Raw genomic sequence first — 19,149 nt, 5'->3', positions numbered from 1 at the left:
TTACCTCCTATAATTTTTTTTATTTTTTTCAATAATCTTTTTTATAAAATCTTTAAGCTTAATATTTTTATCAAATTTATTTGATCTTTTTCTAACAGAAATAGTAGAATTTTTTTTTTCTTTATTCCCACATATAATAATATATGGTGGTTTAAATGCTATATATTTTTTAATTTTTTTACTTAAATTTTTTATACTATTATCTAATAAAACTCTAATATTATTATTTTTTAAAATTTTAAAAATATTTTTAGTATAAGAATTAATTTTTTTGTTAATACTTAAAACTACAATTTGTATAGGAGATAACCAAAAAGGAAACTTTCCTGAATATTCTTCTATTAAAATTCCTATAAATCTTTCTATAGACCCTAATATTGCTCTATGAATTAATACGGGATTTTTTTTAAAATTTTTTTTATTTATATAAAAAGCATTTAATCTTTTTGGTAAATAAAAATCTAATTGTATAGTTCCACATTGCCATTTTCTGTTTAAAGAATCTTCTAATTCAAATTCTATTTTTGGACCATAAAATGCTCCTTCTCCAGAACTAATAGAAAAAGATAAATTTAAATTTTTTAAAACTTTTAATAATATTGATTCAGAATAATCCCATATTTTATCTTTTCCAATTCTTTGTTCCGGTCTAGTAGATAATTTAATTAAAACATTTTTGAATGAAAAAGTATTATATACATCATATATTATTTTTATACAATTTTTTATTTCTTTTTCTAATTGACTTATTTTACAGAAAATATGAGCATCATCTTGAGTAAAACATCTAACTCTTAATAAACCATGTAAAGAACCAGAAGGTTCATTTCTGTGACAAAAACCAAACTCTGAGATTCGAAATGGTAAATCTTTATACGATCTAATCGTATTATTAAAAATTTTAATATGTCCAGGGCAATTCATTGGTTTTATACAATAATTTTTATTTTCTGATTTAGTAGAAAACATTAAATTCTTATAATTTTGCCAATGACCACTATTTTCCCAAATTTTTTTATCCATAAATATAGGAGTTTGAACTTCTTGATATAAATATTTTTCTAATTTTTTTTGAATGAATTTTTTAAGAACTTTAAAAATAATTAGTCCATTAGCATGCCAAAAAATCATTCCCGGAACATTTTTATCTAAATGATATAAATTTAAAGTTTTATTAATTTTTCTATGATCTCTTTTTTTTAAATCAAGTGTTTTTTTTAAATAATTTTTTAATTGAATGTTATTAATCCATGATGTTACATATACTCTTTGAAAATGTTGATTTAAACAAGAAACTTTTTTTTGTATTCCAGAAAAACTTTGTATTTTAAAATTTTTACATAATTTTATGTTAAAAACTTGATCATCTAACTTTAAATCTATAAAATCTTCATGATAATAAACTTTAACATTATCAGTTTTTTTATAATTCTTCTGTAAAAATTTTAATTTATAATTTTCTTGACAAGATTTATAATAATTTTCAAGTTTTTTAAATGTAATTAATTTTTCAAAAATATTGTACTTTCTATTAGAAAGATCTAACATTTTTTTTTTAATTAAATAAATTTTTTTTTCTGTTAATGGTTTATTCAATACAATATCACAATAAAAACCACAATCATTAATATGGCCAAAATAAGATTTAGAATCTGGCCATAAATTTTTAATACTATAAGAAAATAACTGAAGACAACTATTTCTAATAATATTTAAAAAAATAGAACTTTTGTTAGATATAATTTTTATTTTAGAATTTTTTTTTACTATTTTATCTAAATTAACAATTTTATCATTTAAAAAAATTCCTAAAAATTTTTTATTTTTAAAATTTATGTTTTGATCTTTTAGAATTTTACGAATAGATACAAATTTTTTATACAAAATTTGTTTTTTATTCGAAAATTTAATAACTAACATTTTTTACCCTTTATATAAAAATTTATTCTATTTCTTAAATTTAAATATATAAAAAAATTTTTAAATTTTTAAATAGATTTAATAAATAATATTCTAAAAATTAAAAAATTAAAAAAATATTATTACAATCTAAACTTAACTGATTTAGATAATTGATCAATAATTAATTTGCTATCTTCCCATCCTAAGCAAGAATCAGTTATAGATTGACCATAAACCATATTGTTTAATAAATTAATTTTTTGATTACCTTCTTTTAAAAAACTTTCTATCATAACTCCAAAAATATTTAATGAACCATCTTGAATTTGTTTAGAAACAGAGTCTAAAACATTAAACTGTAATTTATAATTTTTAGAACTATTACCATGACTAAAATCAATCATCAGACTTTCTAATAAATTGAAGCTTTTTAATTTAGAAATAGCAAAATCAATATCATTTTTATAGTAATTAGGTTTTTTCCCTCCTCTCATAATAATATGACCGTATGGATTCCCTCTAGTATGATTTATTGTCATTCTTCCATTTTTATTAGGTGCTAAAAATAAATGTTTTGATTGAGCAGATCTGATAGCATCAATTGCAATTAAAATATTACCATCTGTGCCGTTTTTAAAACCAACCGGGCAAGATAAAGCTGAAGCCATCTCTCTATGTATTTGACTTTCGGTTGTTCGAGCACCTATAGCTCCCCAACTAATTAAATCAGTAATAAATTGACCAACAATCATATCTAAAAATTCTGTAGCTGCTGGCATACCAATTTTATTAATATCTAATAATAATTTTCTAGCTTTAGACAATCCATCATTTACTTTAAAAGAATTATTTAGAAAAGGATCTGAAATTAAACCTTTCCAACCTACAACCGTTCTAGGTTTTTCAAAATATGTTCTCATCACTATTTCTAAACTAGAAGAATATTTTTTTCTTAAATCATTTAATCTATATGCATAATCCATAGCAGCTATAGGGTCATGTATAGAACATGGACCTATTATTACTAATAATCTTTTATCTTTTCTGTACATAATATTAGAAATGTTTTTTCTAGTATTTACAACATTGTTCATTACATCTACAGTTATTGAATGTTTTTCAGATAAAGCAGCTGGAGTAATTAAAGGATCAATTCGAGTAGTACGTAATTCATCTGTCTTTTTCATAATTGTTTTCTCAAATGTTTAAATTTTTATTACAACAAATATATATATAAAAAATTAAAAATTTTTAAAAATAAAATATTATAATTTATATTTTTAAAAAATATAAATTATTATTTATAAAAAAAATTTTTAAGTACAACTATTTTTTTTAAAAAATAATTAAAAATATTTTATTAAAATTTAAAAATTTATAAATATATTTATAATTAAAAAAAAAGAATTAAAAAAAATTAAAAAATATTAAAAAAATATTGTATGTAAAATTTTATCAAGTTATAATTTTTATATTAATTATTTATTATTTGTTATTAAAAAATAGTTTAAAATATAAAATTTTATATTTTTAATTATATAAAATTATTTTATTAAAAATTTATTTTTTTATAAACTTTTAGTTATCAAAATTATATATATATAAATTAAAAAATTTATTAAATTATAAAATTTATTAATAAAAACAATATTTAGGAAAATAAAAAAATGATTCTAAAAAAACATTTCAAACCATTAAAAAATAAAAATTTAAATGGAATTTTTTTAACAAAAAAAGCATATAAAAAAATTTGTTGTATTATAAAAGAAAAATATATTGGAATAAGATTAAACTTAAAAAAATTTGGTTGTGTTGGATTTTCTCATACTATAAAACCATTAAAAGAAAAAATAAAAAACGATATTTTTTTTAAATATAAAAAAATAATTATTGCCATTCCAAAAAGTAAGAAAAAATTTTTAGATGCTTTAACAATAGATTTTATAAAAAAAAAATTTTCAAAATCTTTTAAATTTTATCATAAAAAAATAAAAAATACTTGTGGATGCGGAGAAAGTGTTCAATTTTAAAAAATTATATATAATAAGATTTATTAAAATTTTTTTAATGTTTATAATAAAAAATTAAATTTTTAATTTAAATTTTACAATTTAGACCAGCATATTAAAAAATATTGTTTTTTCCCTTTAGATATAATTGTATATTTGTTAAATATTTTATCAGAACTTTTTAAAACATAATTAACATTATTTTGTATTTTTTTATTAATCATAATAGAATTTGATAAAATCATATTTTTCGATTTTTTTTTAGAACAAGATAATTTAGTTAAAATTAAAATATTTTTTAAACTTAAATGACTATTATTTTTATAATTTAAAATAATATGCGGAGCATTATTTTTAATTAGTTCTAAAAAATTATCAATTTTCATACTACAAATATTTTTTTTAAAAAAAATATAAGATACTTTTTTAGCTGAATTAAAATTTTCTTTTCCATGGATTAAAATAGTCATTTCTTTTGCTAAAATTTTTTTTAATTTAATAATATTTTGAAAGGATAAAGATTTTATATTTTTATCAAAATTTTGATAAATTTTTAAAAAAGTAAAAAAGTTTAAATATTTATAAACATCTTCATCTTTAATATTAAGCCAAAATTGATAAAAATCATACACACTAGTTTTTTTTTTGTCTAACCAAACAGTATTTTTTTCTGATTTACCAAATTTTTTACCATTTTTTTGGACTAATAAAGGTAATGTTAAACCAAAAACATTTTTATGAAATTTTTTTTTAATTAATTGAATTCCTGAGGTAATATTTCCCCATTGGTCTGAACCTCCAATTTGTAATTTTACATTATACTTTTTATATAAAAAATAATAATCATATGCTTGTAATAAGCTATATGAAAATTCTGTAAAAGAAAGACCTTTATTACCTATACTTAATAATCTTTTTTTAACAGATTCTTTATTTATCATAGAATTAATAGAAAAAAATTTTCCTATTTTTCTTAAAAATTTTAATAAATTAAGATTTTTTAACCAATCATAATTGTTTAATATGATTATTTTTTTTTCAAAAATATTAGAATTAAAAATAGAAGAAATTTGAGCACTAATTTTTTTAATCCAACCAAATGTTTTTTTTTTGACATATAATTCTCTTTCACAATTTTTAAAACTAGGATCTCCTATTAAACTGGTTCCTCCTCCTAATAAAATAATTGGAGTATGTCCATATTCTTGAAATCTTTTTAATAAAATTAATGGTAATATATGCCCTATATGCAAACTATCTGCTGTAGGATCAAAACCACAATATAGTTTTATATTATTTTTAAAAAATAAATTTTTCATTTTATCTATATTAGTTGATTGAAAAATTAATTTTCTTAATAATAACTCTTTAATAATATTTTTTGACATAAATATTTACCAAAATTAAAAAATTTAAAATTATTATAAATTTTTATAAAAAAAACTTATAAAAAAATAAGAAAATTTTTAAAAAATTATAAAAATATTACAATAAATACGTTAAATTTAATTATTAAAATTTTTATAAAATTTTATAAATGTTAAAAAAACTTTAAACAATAATAAAAAAAAATATTCAATTAAATTTTTAAAATATTTATTTTTTATAAACAAATTTTTAATAAAAATTTAAAAAATTATTATTATTTTTTAAAATTAATAAAAGATTTTTAAAAATAAAAATTTATATTTAAATGTTTAGATATTTAAAAAAATATTAATTTTTTTATATTAAAATTTAATATTTTTTATAAAATTATTATTAAAAACTAAAAATTATTTCAAAAATTTTTTTAAAAAAAAAAACATAAAGAAAACTTTTTTACTATATTATATTAATAATATAAATAATATTATAATATTTAAAAAAATTTATTTAAAATTAATATCAAATTATTTAAAAAATTTTTAATTTATAAAATTTAAATTCTAAAATAAAAAAATTTTATTATAATTATTCCTACTTTAAATAATATAATGTATAAATGTTTTATATTTATAAAAATATTATTATAAATAAAAAAATTTATAAAAAAATTATTTTTTACTTTTACAAGTAATTAGTATAAAATTATAAAAAATAAAAAGTATTTTTATATTTTTTACGTTTGTAACTCAGTGGTTAGAGTGCTACTATGACATAGTAGAAGTCAGTGGTTCAAATCCACTCAAACGTAAAAAAAAATAAATTAAAATAAAAAAAATAATATTTATTATTGTTATAATATATAAAAAAATAATAATTATAAATACAAATCATTAAATAATTAATAAAAATATTTATTTTAAACGATAATAAAAAAAGTGATAAAAAAATTTAAAAAAATATTAAATAAAAATAAAAAATTTTTGTTAGCATATAGCGGTGGTATTGATTCCACAGCATTACTTATAAAATTAATAAATTGGAAAAAAAAAAAAAATAAAAATTTGCAATTAAGAGCTATTCATATTAATCATAATTTACAAAAGAAATCAAAAATATGGGAAAAACATTGTAAAAAAATATGTATAAAATATAAAATACCTTTAATAATAAAAAATATTTTTATACAAAAAACTAAATTAGGAATTGAAGGTCAAGCTAGAAAACAAAGATATAAAATTTTTAAAAAAAATATTTTAAAAAATGAAATATTACTTACTGCACACAATTTAAATGATCAATGTGAAACATTTTTTCTAGCACTGAAACGAGGAAGCGGATTAAATGGATTATCTGGAATAGCATATAAAAAAAAATTTTATAAAAGTTTTTTAATAAGACCATTATTAAATTGCACAAGAAAAAAAATAAAAAAATATATAAAAAAAAAAAAAATTTGTTGGATTAATGATGATAGTAATGAAAATATTAAATATGAAAGAAATTTTATAAGAAAAAAAATACTACCAAAATTTACAAATAAATGGAAATTTTTTTTAAAAAATTGTTTAAAAAGCATAAAAATTATAAAAAAAAATAAAAGTATAATTAAAAAATATAATAATAAAATAATTAAAAAAAATTTAATTTTTAAAAATTGTTTAAATCTAAAAAAAATTATTAAATTAAATCAATTTATTTTTGTTTCTATAATTTATCAATGGATTAAAAATCATAAAATTAAATTTTATAATTATAAAATAATAAAAAAAATATATTTTTTTATAAAAAAAAAAAAAAAAAAAATTTATAAAATAGAAATTAAAAAATATGTATATTTAATTATATATAAAAAAAAAATTTATATTCAAAAAAGAAATGTTAAAAATATAAAAAAACTAATAATATTTTGGCACAATCCTAAAAAAAAATTAATTTTTCCATATTCTTTAGGAAAAGTTAAATTAACAAAAAAAAAAACAAAAAAATCAATTAAAATTTTTTTAAATAAAAAAAAATTATTAAATTTTAGATTTTATATAAAAGGAAAGTTTTTAATTAATAAAAAAAAAAAAAAAATTAAAATAAAAAAAATTTGGCAATTGTTAAAAATCAATATAATAGAAAGAAAACATTCTCCTTTTTTATTTTCTAATAATACTTTTATAGGTGCTTTAAATTGTTTTTCTATTAAAAAAAAAAATATTTTAAAAAAAAAAAAAAAAAAATATTATATAAAATATAAAAAATAAAAAAATAATTTAATAACAATATTACTTTAAAAAATTTTTTTATATTTAATTCTATTATATAAATTTTTAAAATTAGAAATTTTATGATTAAATAAAGGATTTTTAATATCTTCCCATTTTAATTTTATGTTTAAAAATTCTTCTACTTTTAAAGATAAATCTGGAATAATAGGTTTCATCCAAGTCATTAAAATTCTAAATAAATTAATTCCCATTGAAGACACAGAATGTATAATTCTAAATTCATTTTTACATAATAACCATGGAGTTTTAGAATTAAAATATAAATTTGCCTTTTCTGCAAACAACATAATTCTTTTTATTAATAATTTAAAATTTAAACTTTCAAATAATTTAGATATATATAAAGATTCTTTTAAAAAACTTTTATAAATTTCGAAATCTAATAATTCTTTACTTAAATAATTATCAAAATTTTTGTTAATAAAACTTGAGCATCTAGATGCTAGATTTACTAATTTATTGACAATATCTGAATTAATTTTATTAACAAATTCTCTCAAATTAAAATCTATATCTTCAAAAGAATTGTTTAATTTAGAAGAAAAATAATATCTTAAACTATCTGAATCATAATTTTTTAACCATTTTTCTGCTGTAATAAAAAAATTTTTAGATTTAGACATTTTTTTATTATTTATAGTAACATAACCATGAACAAAAATTTTTGTTGGCTTTCTAAAATTTATTCCTTCTAATATTGAAGGCCAAAACAAACTATGAAAATAAATAATATCTTTTCCAATAAAATGATATAAATTAGTATTTTTTGAACTTTTCCAAAAATCATTAAAATTTATATTCTTATTATGATTACATAAATTTTTAAATGTACTAATATAACCGATAGAAGCATCTAACCAAACATAAAAATATTTATTCAAATAATTAGGTATTTTAAAACCAAAATAAGGAAAATCTCTAGATATATCCCATTCTTTCAAACCATGTTTAAACCATTCTATTAACTTATTTTTGACAGAATTAGATAAAACCCCTGAATGAATCCAAATCCATAAAAATTTTTGAAATCTAGGTAAATTAAAAAAAATATGAAGAGATTCTTTTAAAACAGGAGAAGATTTGGATAATAATGATTTAGGTTTAATTAAATCAATAGCATCATATATAAAACTACATTTTTCACAATTATCTCCATATTGATCCTTTGCAAAACAATTAGGGCATTGTCCTTTAACAAATCTATCCGGAAGAAAAATTTTTTTTGAATTATCATATAATTGAAAAATTTTTTTTTTATTAATATAACCATTTTTTTTTAATAATAAATATATTTTATTTGAAAAATATAAATTTTCTTTACTATTAGTATGATAATAATTATCATATGAAATTTTAAATCTTGAAAAATCTAAAATATGTTTTTTTAATGTTATGCTAATTAATTCTTCAGGAGTTTTTTTCATATTATTAGCTTTAATCATAATTGGAGTACCATGAGTATCATCTGCACAAATAAAAAAAACTGATCTTCCTTGCATTCTATGATATCTTACCCAAATATCAGCTTGTATATGTTCTAACAAATGACCTATATGTATATCACCATTAGAATATGGAAAAGCACATGTAACTAAAAAAGGTTTTTTTGTATTCATAATTTGATTTATCTTATCTCTATTTTTTAAAAAAAATTTTTTTTATTAATAATACATCGACCAAATATAGATATATTAACATTGAAAAGTAATAAAAATATATAAATAAAAAAAATTAAAAAAAATTAAAAAATTTTTTTATTTATATAAAAAATATTTAATTTTATTTATATAAAAATTTTATATTATAAACATTTCTACAAAAATATTTAAAAATGTTAAACTAACATTATATATATGATAGGATCTAATAAACTATAATTCTCAAATTTTCTAAAAATCTAAAAAAAATAAAAAACTTTGTCTTTAAAAAATAAAAAATATATGAAAAAAAATTTTAAAATTGCAATTTTATCTGGAGATGGAATTGGACCAGAAATAATGAAAGAATCAATTAAAATTATTGATTTATTAAATAAAAAAAAAATTATTAAAATTGAAATTAATGAATATGACATTGGAGGAATTGCAATTGATAAATATAATGAAGCTCTTCCAAAGCATACATTAAATGGATGTAAAAATTCTGATTCAATACTTTTAGGTTCAGTTGGAGGTCCAAAATGGACGAATATAGAAGCACATAAAAAACCTGAAATTGCATCTTTGCTTCCTTTAAGAAAATATTTTAATTTATTTGTCAATTTAAGACCTTCATATCTTCACCCTAAACTTTATAAATTTTCTCCATTAAAAAAAAAAATTGTAAAATATGGATTTAATATAATTTGCGTTCGAGAATTAATTAGTGGAATTTATTATGGATTACCTAAAGGAAGAAAAAAAACTAAAAAATCTTATTATGCATTTGATACATCAATATATAAAAAAGAAGAAATTGAAAGAATTGCTAATTTTGCCTTTCAATTAGCCTTAAAAAGAAAAAAAAAAATTACTTCTATAGATAAATCTAATGTCTTAGAAACTTCAAAATTATGGAAAGAAATTGTAATAGAAACTTCTAAAAAATATCCTGAAGTTAATTTATCACATTTATATTTTGATAATGCTGTTATGCAAATTATCAAAAATCCAAAAATTTTTGATATACTATTATGTCCAAATTTAATTGGTGATGTAATTTCTGATGAATGTGGAATTTTAACTGGGTCAATTGGAATGTTACCATCAGCTAGTTTAAATACAAAAAATTTTGGAATATATGAACCTGCCGGAGGTTCTGCTCCAGATATTGCGGGACAAAACATCGCAAATCCTATAGCTCAAATATTATCTTTATCTATGCTTTTAAAATATAGTTTTAATTTAAAAGAAATTTCAACAAAAATTAATTATTGTGTAGAAAAATCCTTATTACAAGGATACAAAACATATGATTTAGATGAAACAAAAAAAAATTTTTTAAATACTAATCAAATGGGTGATATTATACTAAAATTTCTTGCTCAGGAACTTTAATATGAAAAATAAAACTTTATATGAAAAAATATATAAAGCTCATCTTATCAAAACAAAAAAAAAAAATTTATCACTTTTATATATTGATTTACATTTAATTCATGAAGTCACTTCTCCTCAGGCTTTTTCTCAAATTAAACAAAAAAAAAGAAAAATTAGATGTCCAGAAAAAACTTTTGCTACTATGGATCATAATGTTTCCACTATAAAAAAAGATATAAATGCTTCTGGAAAAATGGCTAAGCTTCAAATGAAAACATTGTCTAAAAATTGTAAAAAGTATAATATTCCAATATATGACTTATATAATCCATACCAAGGAATAGTTCATGTAATTGCCCCTGAAAGAGGAATGACTTTACCTGGAATGACTATTGTATGTGGAGATTCTCACACTTCAACACATGGAGCTTTTGGAGCTTTAGCATTTGGAATTGGAACTTCTGAAGTTGAACATGTTTTGTCTACACAAACAATTCAACAAAAATTATTTAAAAATATGAAAATTATTGTAAAAGGAAAAATAAAAAAAGGAATAACTTCTAAAGATATCATTTTAAAAATAATTAAAAAAATAGGATCTTCAGGAGGAAATGGATATGTAATCGAATTTTCTGGAAATACAATCACTTCTATGAGTATGGAATCTAGAATGACAATTTGTAATATGGCGGTAGAAATGGGAGCAAAATCTGGAATTATTGCCCCTGATAATGTTACATTCAAATATTTAAAAAATAAACATTTTTCACCTAAGAAAAAAAATTGGAAAAAAGCTATAAAAAAATGGAAATCTTTAAAATCCGATAAAAACTCTTATTTTCATAAAATAGTAAAAATAAATATTTCTAATCTATCACCTCAAATTACTTGGGGGACTAATTTAGATCAAATAATTTCCATCAATAAAAAAACTCCTTCAATAAAAAAAATAAAAAAAAATGATAACAAACAAACTTTAAAAAAATCTTTTAAATATATGAATATAAAACCAAAATCCTCATTAATAAATTTACCTATTAATAAAGTATTCATTGGTTCTTGCACAAATTCTAGACTTGAAGATTTAAGAGAAGTAGCTAAAATCGTAAAAAATAAAAAAGTACATAAATCTGTAGAAGCAATAATTGTCCCTGGATCTAATGAAGTAAAAAAAAATGCTGAAAAAGAAGGATTAGATAAAATTTTTTTAAAATCTGGATTTCAATGGAGATATGCAGGATGCTCTATGTGCCTAGGAATGAATTCTGATAGTCTTAAAAAATATGAAAGATGTGCTTCTACTAGTAATAGAAATTTTGAAGGAAGGCAAGGTAGAAAAAGCAGAACACATTTAGTTAGCCCTATTATGGCAGCTGGAGCAGCAATATTTGGAAAATTTATAAACATTCAAAAATATTTAAAAAAAAAAAAATAAAAACATAAAAAAAATGAAAAAATTTAAAATTCATATTGGAACTATTGTTCCAATTATAATAGATAATATTGATACAGATGTATTGATTCCAAAACAATTTTTAAAAGTTACTCATAAAAAAAATTTTGGAAAAAATTTATTTTATAGTTGGAGATTTTTAGATAAAAAAGGTAAAATCAAAAATAAAAAATTTATACTAAATTTAAAAAATTATAAAAAATCTACTATTTTAATTGCCGGGAAAAATTTTGGATGTGGCTCTTCAAGAGAACATGCTGTTTGGGCTTTACAAGATTTTGGATTTAAAGTTATTATCTCTGAAAAATTTTCTGATATTTTTTATAATAATAGTATAAATAATAATCTTTTATTAATTACTTTAAAAAAAAAAGTTATTAAAAAAATTTTAAAAAAAATTATTAAAAATCCAAAAGTTCTATGCAAAATTAATCTTAAAAAAAATCATATACAAATCAAAAAAAAAAATTATATTTTTAAACTTGATAAATTTTATCGTTTTAAATTATTAAATGGTTTAGATCAAATTGAAATTACATTACAAAATGAAAAACAAATTTTAAAATATGAAAAAAAAAATTTTAATACTTTTTTATTAAAAAATAGAAATTTATATTGTTAAAAATTAATCTAATTATAAAAATATATTTAATTTAATGTATATATAAAATTAATATTTTAAATGAAGAAAAAAAAATGAAAGAAAAAATAATTATTTTTGATACTACATTACGTGATGGAGAACAATCTTTAAAATTTAGTTTAAGCGCTAAAAAAAAATTAAAAATTGCGCTATTATTAGAAAAAATGAATATAGATATAATCGAAGCTGGATTTCCAATATCTTCACCTGAAGATTTTAAAGCCGTTCAATTAATATCAAATATAATAAAAAAAAGTACTATTTGTAGTTTATCTAGGTGTATAAAAAAAGATATTAAAATAGCTGCAAAAGCTATGAAAAATTCAGAAAATTTTAGAATACATCTTTTTTTAGGAACTTCTAATTTACATATTAAATCTAAACTTAAAAAAAATTATTTAGAAATTATAGAAATGATGAAAAGTTCTATTAAATATGCTAAAAAATATACCGAAAATATAGAATTTTCTTGTGAAGATGCTGGAAGAACAAATATTTTTAATTTATATAAATTTATAGAAATTGCAATAAATTCAGGAGCAAACACTATTAATATTCCTGATACTGTTGGATTTACTTGCCCTTCAGAATTTAAAAAAATAATAAAAAATATTAAAAATAATGTTCCAAATATTGACAAAGCAATTATTTCTGCACATTGTCATAATGATCTAAATATGGCAGTAGGAAATTCCATTTCAGCTATTGAAGCAGGCGCTAGACAAATAGAAGGAACAATTACTGGGATTGGTGAAAGATCTGGGAACACTTCATTAGAAGATATAATAACAATAATTAAAATAAAAAAAAAAATTTTTCATTCGTTATATACAAAAATAAAATGCAAAAATATTTATAAAACTAGTAAAAAAATTAGTAAAATTTGCAAATTTAAAATTCCTATAAACAAATCAATAATTGGAAAAAATTCTTTTTGTCATTCTTCTGGAATACATCAAGATGGAATTTTAAAAAATAGAGAAAATTATGAAATTATTAATCCAAATCTAATTGGAAGAAAAAAAAATACCTTAAATCTAACTTCTAGATCAGGAAGAGCTGCAGTTAAATATAAAATGAAAAAAATGGGTTATTCTTTAAAAGATTATGATTTAAATACACTTTACAAAAATTTTTTAAAATTTGCTGATAAAAAAGGAGAGGTACTGAACTATCATTTAGAAGAATTAGCGTTTATGAAAAATCAAAAATTAAATATAAAAATTTTAAAACTACATGATCTAAAAATAAAAATTAAATTAAACAAAAAAATTTTAATTAGATTAAAAGTTATATTTAAAAAAAAAATAAAAAAACTATATTTAAAAAAAAATTTTTTTATTTTAAAAAAAATTTTTTTATTTTTTAAAAAATTAACTAAAATTAAATGCACTTTAATAAAAAATAAAATTAAAAATATAAATAAAAACAATAAAATTTTTTATATATGTAAAATATTTTTAAATTATAAAAATCAAAAATTTTATGGAAAAAGTAAAACATTAGAATTCTATCAATCTTATATTTTGTCTTTAATAAAATCTTTTAACAAAATATACAAATCTATAAAAATATCTAAAAAAATATCTGAAAAAATATTTAAAAAATAAAAAATATACATAAAAATTTTTATTAAAAAACCTTTCTTATTAATTAAATAATTAAAATTATTAAAAAAATAATTTTGTTTAATAAATAAAATAAGAAGGTTTTTTAAAAAAACGTTATAAATTTTAAAAAAATATATATAATTATTATATTTATAATATTATATTTTTAATTTTTTTCCCAAATAGTATGAAAATTTCCAATTTTATCATTTCTCTTATATGTATGTGATCCAAAATAATCTCTTTGGGCTTGTATCAAATTAGTAGATAAAAATTTTGATCTATAAGAGTCATAATAAGATATTGCAGAAGAGAAAGCAGGAACAGGAATACCTAATTTAATAGCAATAGACACAACTTTTCTTAAAGAAGATTGATACTTGTTAGAAATTTCATAAAAATAAGAATCTAACAAAATGTTTAATAAATTATTATTTTTTTTAAAAGCAATAATAATATTCTCTAAAAATTTTGCTCGAATAATACATCCTTCTCGAAATATTTTTGAAATTTTTGAATAATTAAGATTCCAATTATATTTTTTAGAAGCAGACTTTAATTGAGAAAATCCTTGAGAATAAGCAATAATTTTACTTAAATATAATGACTTTCTAATATCTTCAATAAATTTTTTTTTGTTTAAAATTATAGTTTTTTTTGAAGGACCCATTAATTTTTTAGAAGCTAATATTCTTTCATTTTTAATTTTAGAAATATATCTAAAAAATACAGATTGAGTAATTAATGAAAGTGGTTCTTGTAAATCTAATGCACTTTTACTTGCCCATGAACCAGTTCCTTTTTGAGAAGCAATATCTAAAATTATGTCAATTAAATATTTTTTTTTACATACATCTTTTTTTAAAAATATATTTTTTGTAATTTCAATTAAATAACTATTTAACTCTCCTTTATTCCATTTTTTAAAAATAAAATGTAAATCTTTATTATTTAATTGTAAAATATTTTTTAGTAAAAAATAAGATTCTGAAATTAATTGCATATCAGCATATTCTATTCCATTATGAACCATTTTTACATAATGACCAGAACCATTTGGACCAATGTAATCTACACATGGATCTCCGCATATAGTTTTTGCTGATATTTTTTTAAATATATTCTTAACTAATTTATATGCTTTTATAGAACCTCCTGGCATTATAGAAGGGCCATTTAAAGCTCCTTTTTCTCCACCAGAAATTCCTGCTCCTAAAAAATAAAAACCTTTTTGAGTAATTTCTTTCTCTCTTCGAATAGTATCTTTATAAAAACTATTTCCTCCGTCAATTAATACATCACCTTTACTTAAAAAAGGAATAATTAATTTAATAATTTCATCTGTAGGGTTTCCTGAGGCCACCATTAATAAAATTATTCTTGGTGTTTTCAATGAATTCACAAAACTTTTTATGGAATAAAATGGAAATAATTTATTTTTTGGAAATTTTTTTTTTAATGTATCTATTCTTTTTTTAGATCGATTAAAAATAGATACAGAATAATTATTTCTTTCAATATTTAATGCTAAATTACTACCCATTACTGCCATTCCTACTACACCAATTTTATTCAAAGACATTTTAAATAACCTTTTTTATATCTATATTTTTGTTTATTTTATTTGCTTAATTTTGTAGAAGTTTTTAACATAAATAATATTATCTTTTTATAAAAAATTATTTTTTATATATATCTAATATTTATCTATAATTTATATATATAATTTTTAATATTTATACTTTTTTTTAAAAAATAATTAAAAATTTTTTTAAATTTATATATAATTTTTAAATTTTTATATATTTTATATATACAATCTTTTATAAAAAATATATATCTTATGAAATTAATAAAAAATTTTTATTTTAATAAAAAAATATATATTTTTTAAAATTTATAATATTTGTTATTATATTTAATGTTAAAAAATAAATACATTTTATTAATATTAAATTTTTATATAAAATATTTTATTTAAAATTTTATATATTTCTTACAAAATAATTTTTAAAAAATTTTATATATTTTTAATCAAAAATTTTTTAAAATATTAAAAAATTATAAGTAAAATTAATAAAAATTAAAAATTAAAAAAATTAAAATTTTATTATTAAATACTTTATATTTATTATTTTAATTTAAATCTGAAAATATATTTAATTGATTTTTTTTTAAAAAAATATAAAATTTTTTATATTTTTTTAAAATTTTAAAAATTACTAAAATATATTTTTAGTACATATAAGTAACTATTAAATACTTTAATTTTTAAAAAAATTTTTTAAATTTATAAAATTTTTTATTATATAAAAAATTTATAATATATTTTTTAAAATTTTTTTATTTTTTAATATTTTAACTATAATTTAATTGATTAATTCACTGATAAAAACAAAAATAATTTATAAATATATATACAAATTATTTTATAATAATAAAATTAATTTTTAACAAACAAAATTTATAAAACATATAATTTATTATATCATATCTTTAAAAAAACTTTATTAGCATAATATTAACAAAAATTAAAAATTTAAAATAATATAAAACAAAAATTTATTTTAAATTTATAATATTTACTTTTATAAATTTAATTATATAAAAAAATATTATAATATTTTAATTAATATTTTAACAAACTATAAAAAATATTATTTTAAATAATAAAGACATAAATTAAAAAATTAATAATTATTATTATATAATAATAATAAATATAAAATTAAAAATTATAAAAAAAAATTTAAAAATATTTAAGATTTTTATTTTTTGTAATATTTAATAAATAATACAAAAACTTTAATATAAAAAAATAAAAAAATTATAAAAACGTTTATACTTTACTATATTTTAAGAAATTTTTATAAAATAAATTATAATTTTATAAATTTTTAATAAAAATTTATTTTAAATTTTTATATGTAATAAAAAAATTTTTTAAAAATGTTTATTTAAGATAATAAAAATATAACTTTAAAAAATTTTTAAAAATCTGTTAATACTAATACCGCCCCGGTATTTCCTAAAGATTTAGGTGACTTATGAAAAGCTACAACATTAGGATGTTTAGATAACCATATAGGAACTTGATTTTTCAAAATATTCTTTCCTTGACCATAAATTATATTTATACAATCAATTTTTTTAAATTTACAAAATTGCATTAAATGACCTAATTCTATTTTTGCTTGAAGTCTAGTAAATCCATGTAAATCTAAAAAAATTTTTGGATCATAATAACCAGATTTTAACTTTTTAAATTTAGATAAATCTGAATTTTTTCTAATATAATATAAAGGACTATTATTAAATAATCTTTTGTTATCTTGATAATCTGAAAAATAAAAAATATGTGAATCTACAGAAAAAATATATTTTTTTAAATATCTATTTTTTTTACATGATTGTTTAAAATGAAACACTTTATCTTGAAAAATTTTTTTAGTTCCATTTAAATAATTTTTAAAAATTTTCTGATCCTTTAAATCTAATAATTCTTTTTTCTTCATAATAAAAAATTAAATATACCTCTTTAAAAAATTTTAAAATTTAAATAAAAAATAATTATTTTAACTTATAAAAAAATAAAACAATTATTAAATTTATATCTAATAAAAAAAATTTTTTTAAAATTAAATATTATTAATAGTATCGTACTATATAACTATTTTCAATTATTCTTCTAGTAAAATATGCTAATATAAAATCATTAAAATCAAAAAAAAATTTATAATTAAAAGGACTAAAATTATGTCAGGAAATAGCATAGGAAAAATTTTTACTGTAACTACTTTTGGAGAATCTCATGGAAAAGCTTTAGGTTGTATTATAGATGGAATTCCTCCTAACTTAAAAATATCAAAAAAATATATACAAAAAGAACTCGATAGAAGAAGACCTGGAAAATCTAGATATACTACACCAAGAAATGAACCAGACAAAATAAAAATATTATCTGGAATTTTTAATAATAAAACAACTGGAACTAGTATAGGATTAATTATTTATAATAAGGATAAAAGATCTCAAGATTATAAAAAAATTAAAAATTTATATCGTCCTGGACATGCTGATTTTACTTATGAAAAAAAATATGGAATTAGAGATTATAGAGGGGGAGGTCGATCATCTGCTAGAGAAACAGCTATGAGAGTAGCTGCAGGTGCTATTGCTAAAAAATATTTAAAAGATCATCATAATATTAAAATTCAAGGATATTTATCACAAATAGGAAAAATTAAATGCAAATTAAAATGCATAAAAACTATAGAAAAAAATTGTTTTTTTTGTCCTGATCAAAAAAAAATTCCTGAAATTATTAAATTAATTAAAAACATAAAAAAAAAGGGCAATTCAATAGGAGCAAAAGTTAATGTAATTATTAAAAATGTTCCTATAGGATTAGGAGAACCTGTCTTTGATAAATTAAATGCTGAATTAGCTCATTCTATTATGAGTATAAATGCCGTAAAAGGAATAGAAATAGGTGATGGATTTAATGTAATTGAAAAATTAGGATCCAATAGCAGAGATGCTATAAATAAAAAAGGATTTTTAACAAATTATTCAGGAGGAATTTTAGGGGGAATAAGTAATGGTGAAAATATCATAATAAAAACTGCTTTTAAACCTACTTCAAGCATTAAAATACCAATATCTAGTATTAATAATAAAAATAAAAAAAAAATAGTAATAACAAAAGGCCGTCATGATCCATGTGTAGGAATTAGAGCAGTTCCCATCGTAGAAGCTATGAGTGCTATTACAATTATGGATCATTTATTAAGATTTAAAGCACAATGTCGTTAAAGCAAAAAAAAAAAAAAAAAAAAAAAATTAAAAAATTTTATAAAATACTTTTATTATCG

Annotated in this window: 13 protein-coding genes and 1 tRNA gene; 8 read left to right on the top strand and 6 right to left on the bottom strand. The window is 17.6% G+C overall.

Annotation, left to right across the window (positions count from 1 at the left end; all coding sequences use genetic code 11):
- A complete protein-coding gene (gene thrS / locus AACL42_RS01740) occupies positions 1-1,920 on the bottom strand; it encodes a threonine--tRNA ligase (RefSeq protein WP_340147431.1) in 1,920 nt (639 codons plus the stop codon).
- A 122-nt stretch (positions 1,921-2,042) separates the two neighbouring features.
- Positions 2,043-3,089: a 3-deoxy-7-phosphoheptulonate synthase gene (locus tag AACL42_RS01735; protein ID WP_340147430.1), complete on the bottom strand. Its 1,047-nt coding sequence runs from the start codon at positions 3,087-3,089 to the stop codon at positions 2,043-2,045.
- Positions 3,090-3,569: 480 nt separating this feature from the next.
- Here AACL42_RS01735 and AACL42_RS01730 point away from each other — a divergent pair, with 480 nt between their 5' ends.
- Positions 3,570-3,932 carry an iron-sulfur cluster assembly accessory protein gene (locus tag AACL42_RS01730; protein ID WP_340147429.1) on the top strand — a complete coding sequence of 121 codons (363 nt, stop codon included), beginning with the start codon at positions 3,570-3,572 and terminating at the stop codon, positions 3,930-3,932.
- Positions 3,933-4,006: 74 nt separating this feature from the next.
- Here AACL42_RS01730 and tyrS read toward each other — a convergent pair whose 3' ends face one another.
- Positions 4,007-5,299 carry a tyrosine--tRNA ligase gene (gene tyrS / locus AACL42_RS01725; protein WP_340147428.1) on the bottom strand — a complete coding sequence of 431 codons (1,293 nt, stop codon included), beginning with the start codon at positions 5,297-5,299 and terminating at the stop codon, positions 4,007-4,009.
- Positions 5,300-6,014: 715 nt separating this feature from the next.
- Here tyrS and AACL42_RS01720 point away from each other — a divergent pair.
- Together AACL42_RS01720 and tilS are read left to right on the top strand one after the other, a co-directional pair.
- Positions 6,015-6,087, top strand: a tRNA-Val gene (locus AACL42_RS01720).
- Positions 6,088-6,214: 127 nt separating this feature from the next.
- Positions 6,215-7,528: a tRNA lysidine(34) synthetase TilS gene (gene tilS / locus AACL42_RS01715; protein WP_340147427.1), complete on the top strand. Its 1,314-nt coding sequence runs from the start codon at positions 6,215-6,217 to the stop codon at positions 7,526-7,528.
- A gap of 26 nt (positions 7,529-7,554) precedes the next feature.
- Here tilS and metG read toward each other — a convergent pair whose 3' ends face one another.
- Entirely contained in the window at positions 7,555-9,168 is a 1,614-nt protein-coding gene (gene metG, locus AACL42_RS01710) for a methionine--tRNA ligase (protein ID WP_340147426.1), read from the bottom strand.
- 324 nt (positions 9,169-9,492) lie between these two features.
- On the opposite strand from metG, the gene leuB reads away from it, so the two are divergent.
- The 4 genes from leuB (at position 9,493) to AACL42_RS01690 (ending at position 14,275) form a co-directional block, all read left to right on the top strand.
- Positions 9,493-10,587 (top strand): 3-isopropylmalate dehydrogenase, encoded by a 1,095-nt coding sequence (leuB, locus tag AACL42_RS01705; protein ID WP_340147425.1) that lies wholly within the window; start codon positions 9,493-9,495, stop codon positions 10,585-10,587.
- A gap of 1 nt (position 10,588) precedes the next feature.
- Positions 10,589-12,004, top strand: a complete 1,416-nt coding sequence (gene leuC, locus AACL42_RS01700) for a 3-isopropylmalate dehydratase large subunit (protein ID WP_340147424.1) — start codon at positions 10,589-10,591, stop codon at positions 12,002-12,004.
- 13 nt (positions 12,005-12,017) lie between these two features.
- On the top strand, positions 12,018-12,644 hold the full coding sequence (gene leuD, locus AACL42_RS01695; RefSeq protein WP_340147423.1) for a 3-isopropylmalate dehydratase small subunit: 627 nt from the start codon (positions 12,018-12,020) through the stop codon (positions 12,642-12,644).
- A 74-nt stretch (positions 12,645-12,718) separates the two neighbouring features.
- Positions 12,719-14,275, top strand: coding sequence for a 2-isopropylmalate synthase (locus AACL42_RS01690; protein ID WP_340147422.1), 1,557 nt, complete (start codon positions 12,719-12,721; stop codon positions 14,273-14,275).
- Between the two features lie 166 nt (positions 14,276-14,441).
- On the opposite strand, the gene gndA is transcribed toward AACL42_RS01690, so the two are convergent.
- A complete protein-coding gene (gene gndA / locus AACL42_RS01685) occupies positions 14,442-15,857 on the bottom strand; it encodes an NADP-dependent phosphogluconate dehydrogenase (protein WP_340147421.1) in 1,416 nt (471 codons plus the stop codon).
- Positions 15,858-17,265: 1,408 nt separating this feature from the next.
- Positions 17,266-17,790 (bottom strand): endonuclease SmrB, encoded by a 525-nt coding sequence (gene smrB, locus AACL42_RS01680; RefSeq protein WP_340147420.1) that lies wholly within the window; start codon positions 17,788-17,790, stop codon positions 17,266-17,268.
- Between the two features lie 241 nt (positions 17,791-18,031).
- Here smrB and aroC point away from each other — a divergent pair, with 241 nt between their 5' ends.
- A complete protein-coding gene (gene aroC / locus AACL42_RS01675; protein ID WP_340147419.1) occupies positions 18,032-19,090 on the top strand; it encodes a chorismate synthase in 1,059 nt (352 codons plus the stop codon).
- Positions 19,091-19,149 lie beyond the last annotated feature (59 nt).

It is taken from the genome of Buchnera aphidicola (Drepanosiphum platanoidis), from assembly GCF_964020165.1.
GTDB lineage: Bacteria > Pseudomonadota > Gammaproteobacteria > Enterobacterales > Enterobacteriaceae > Buchnera_J > Buchnera_J aphidicola_BL.
Note: the sequence above shows the minus strand (reverse complement) of the source record. Positions and strands in the feature narration are given on the sequence as shown.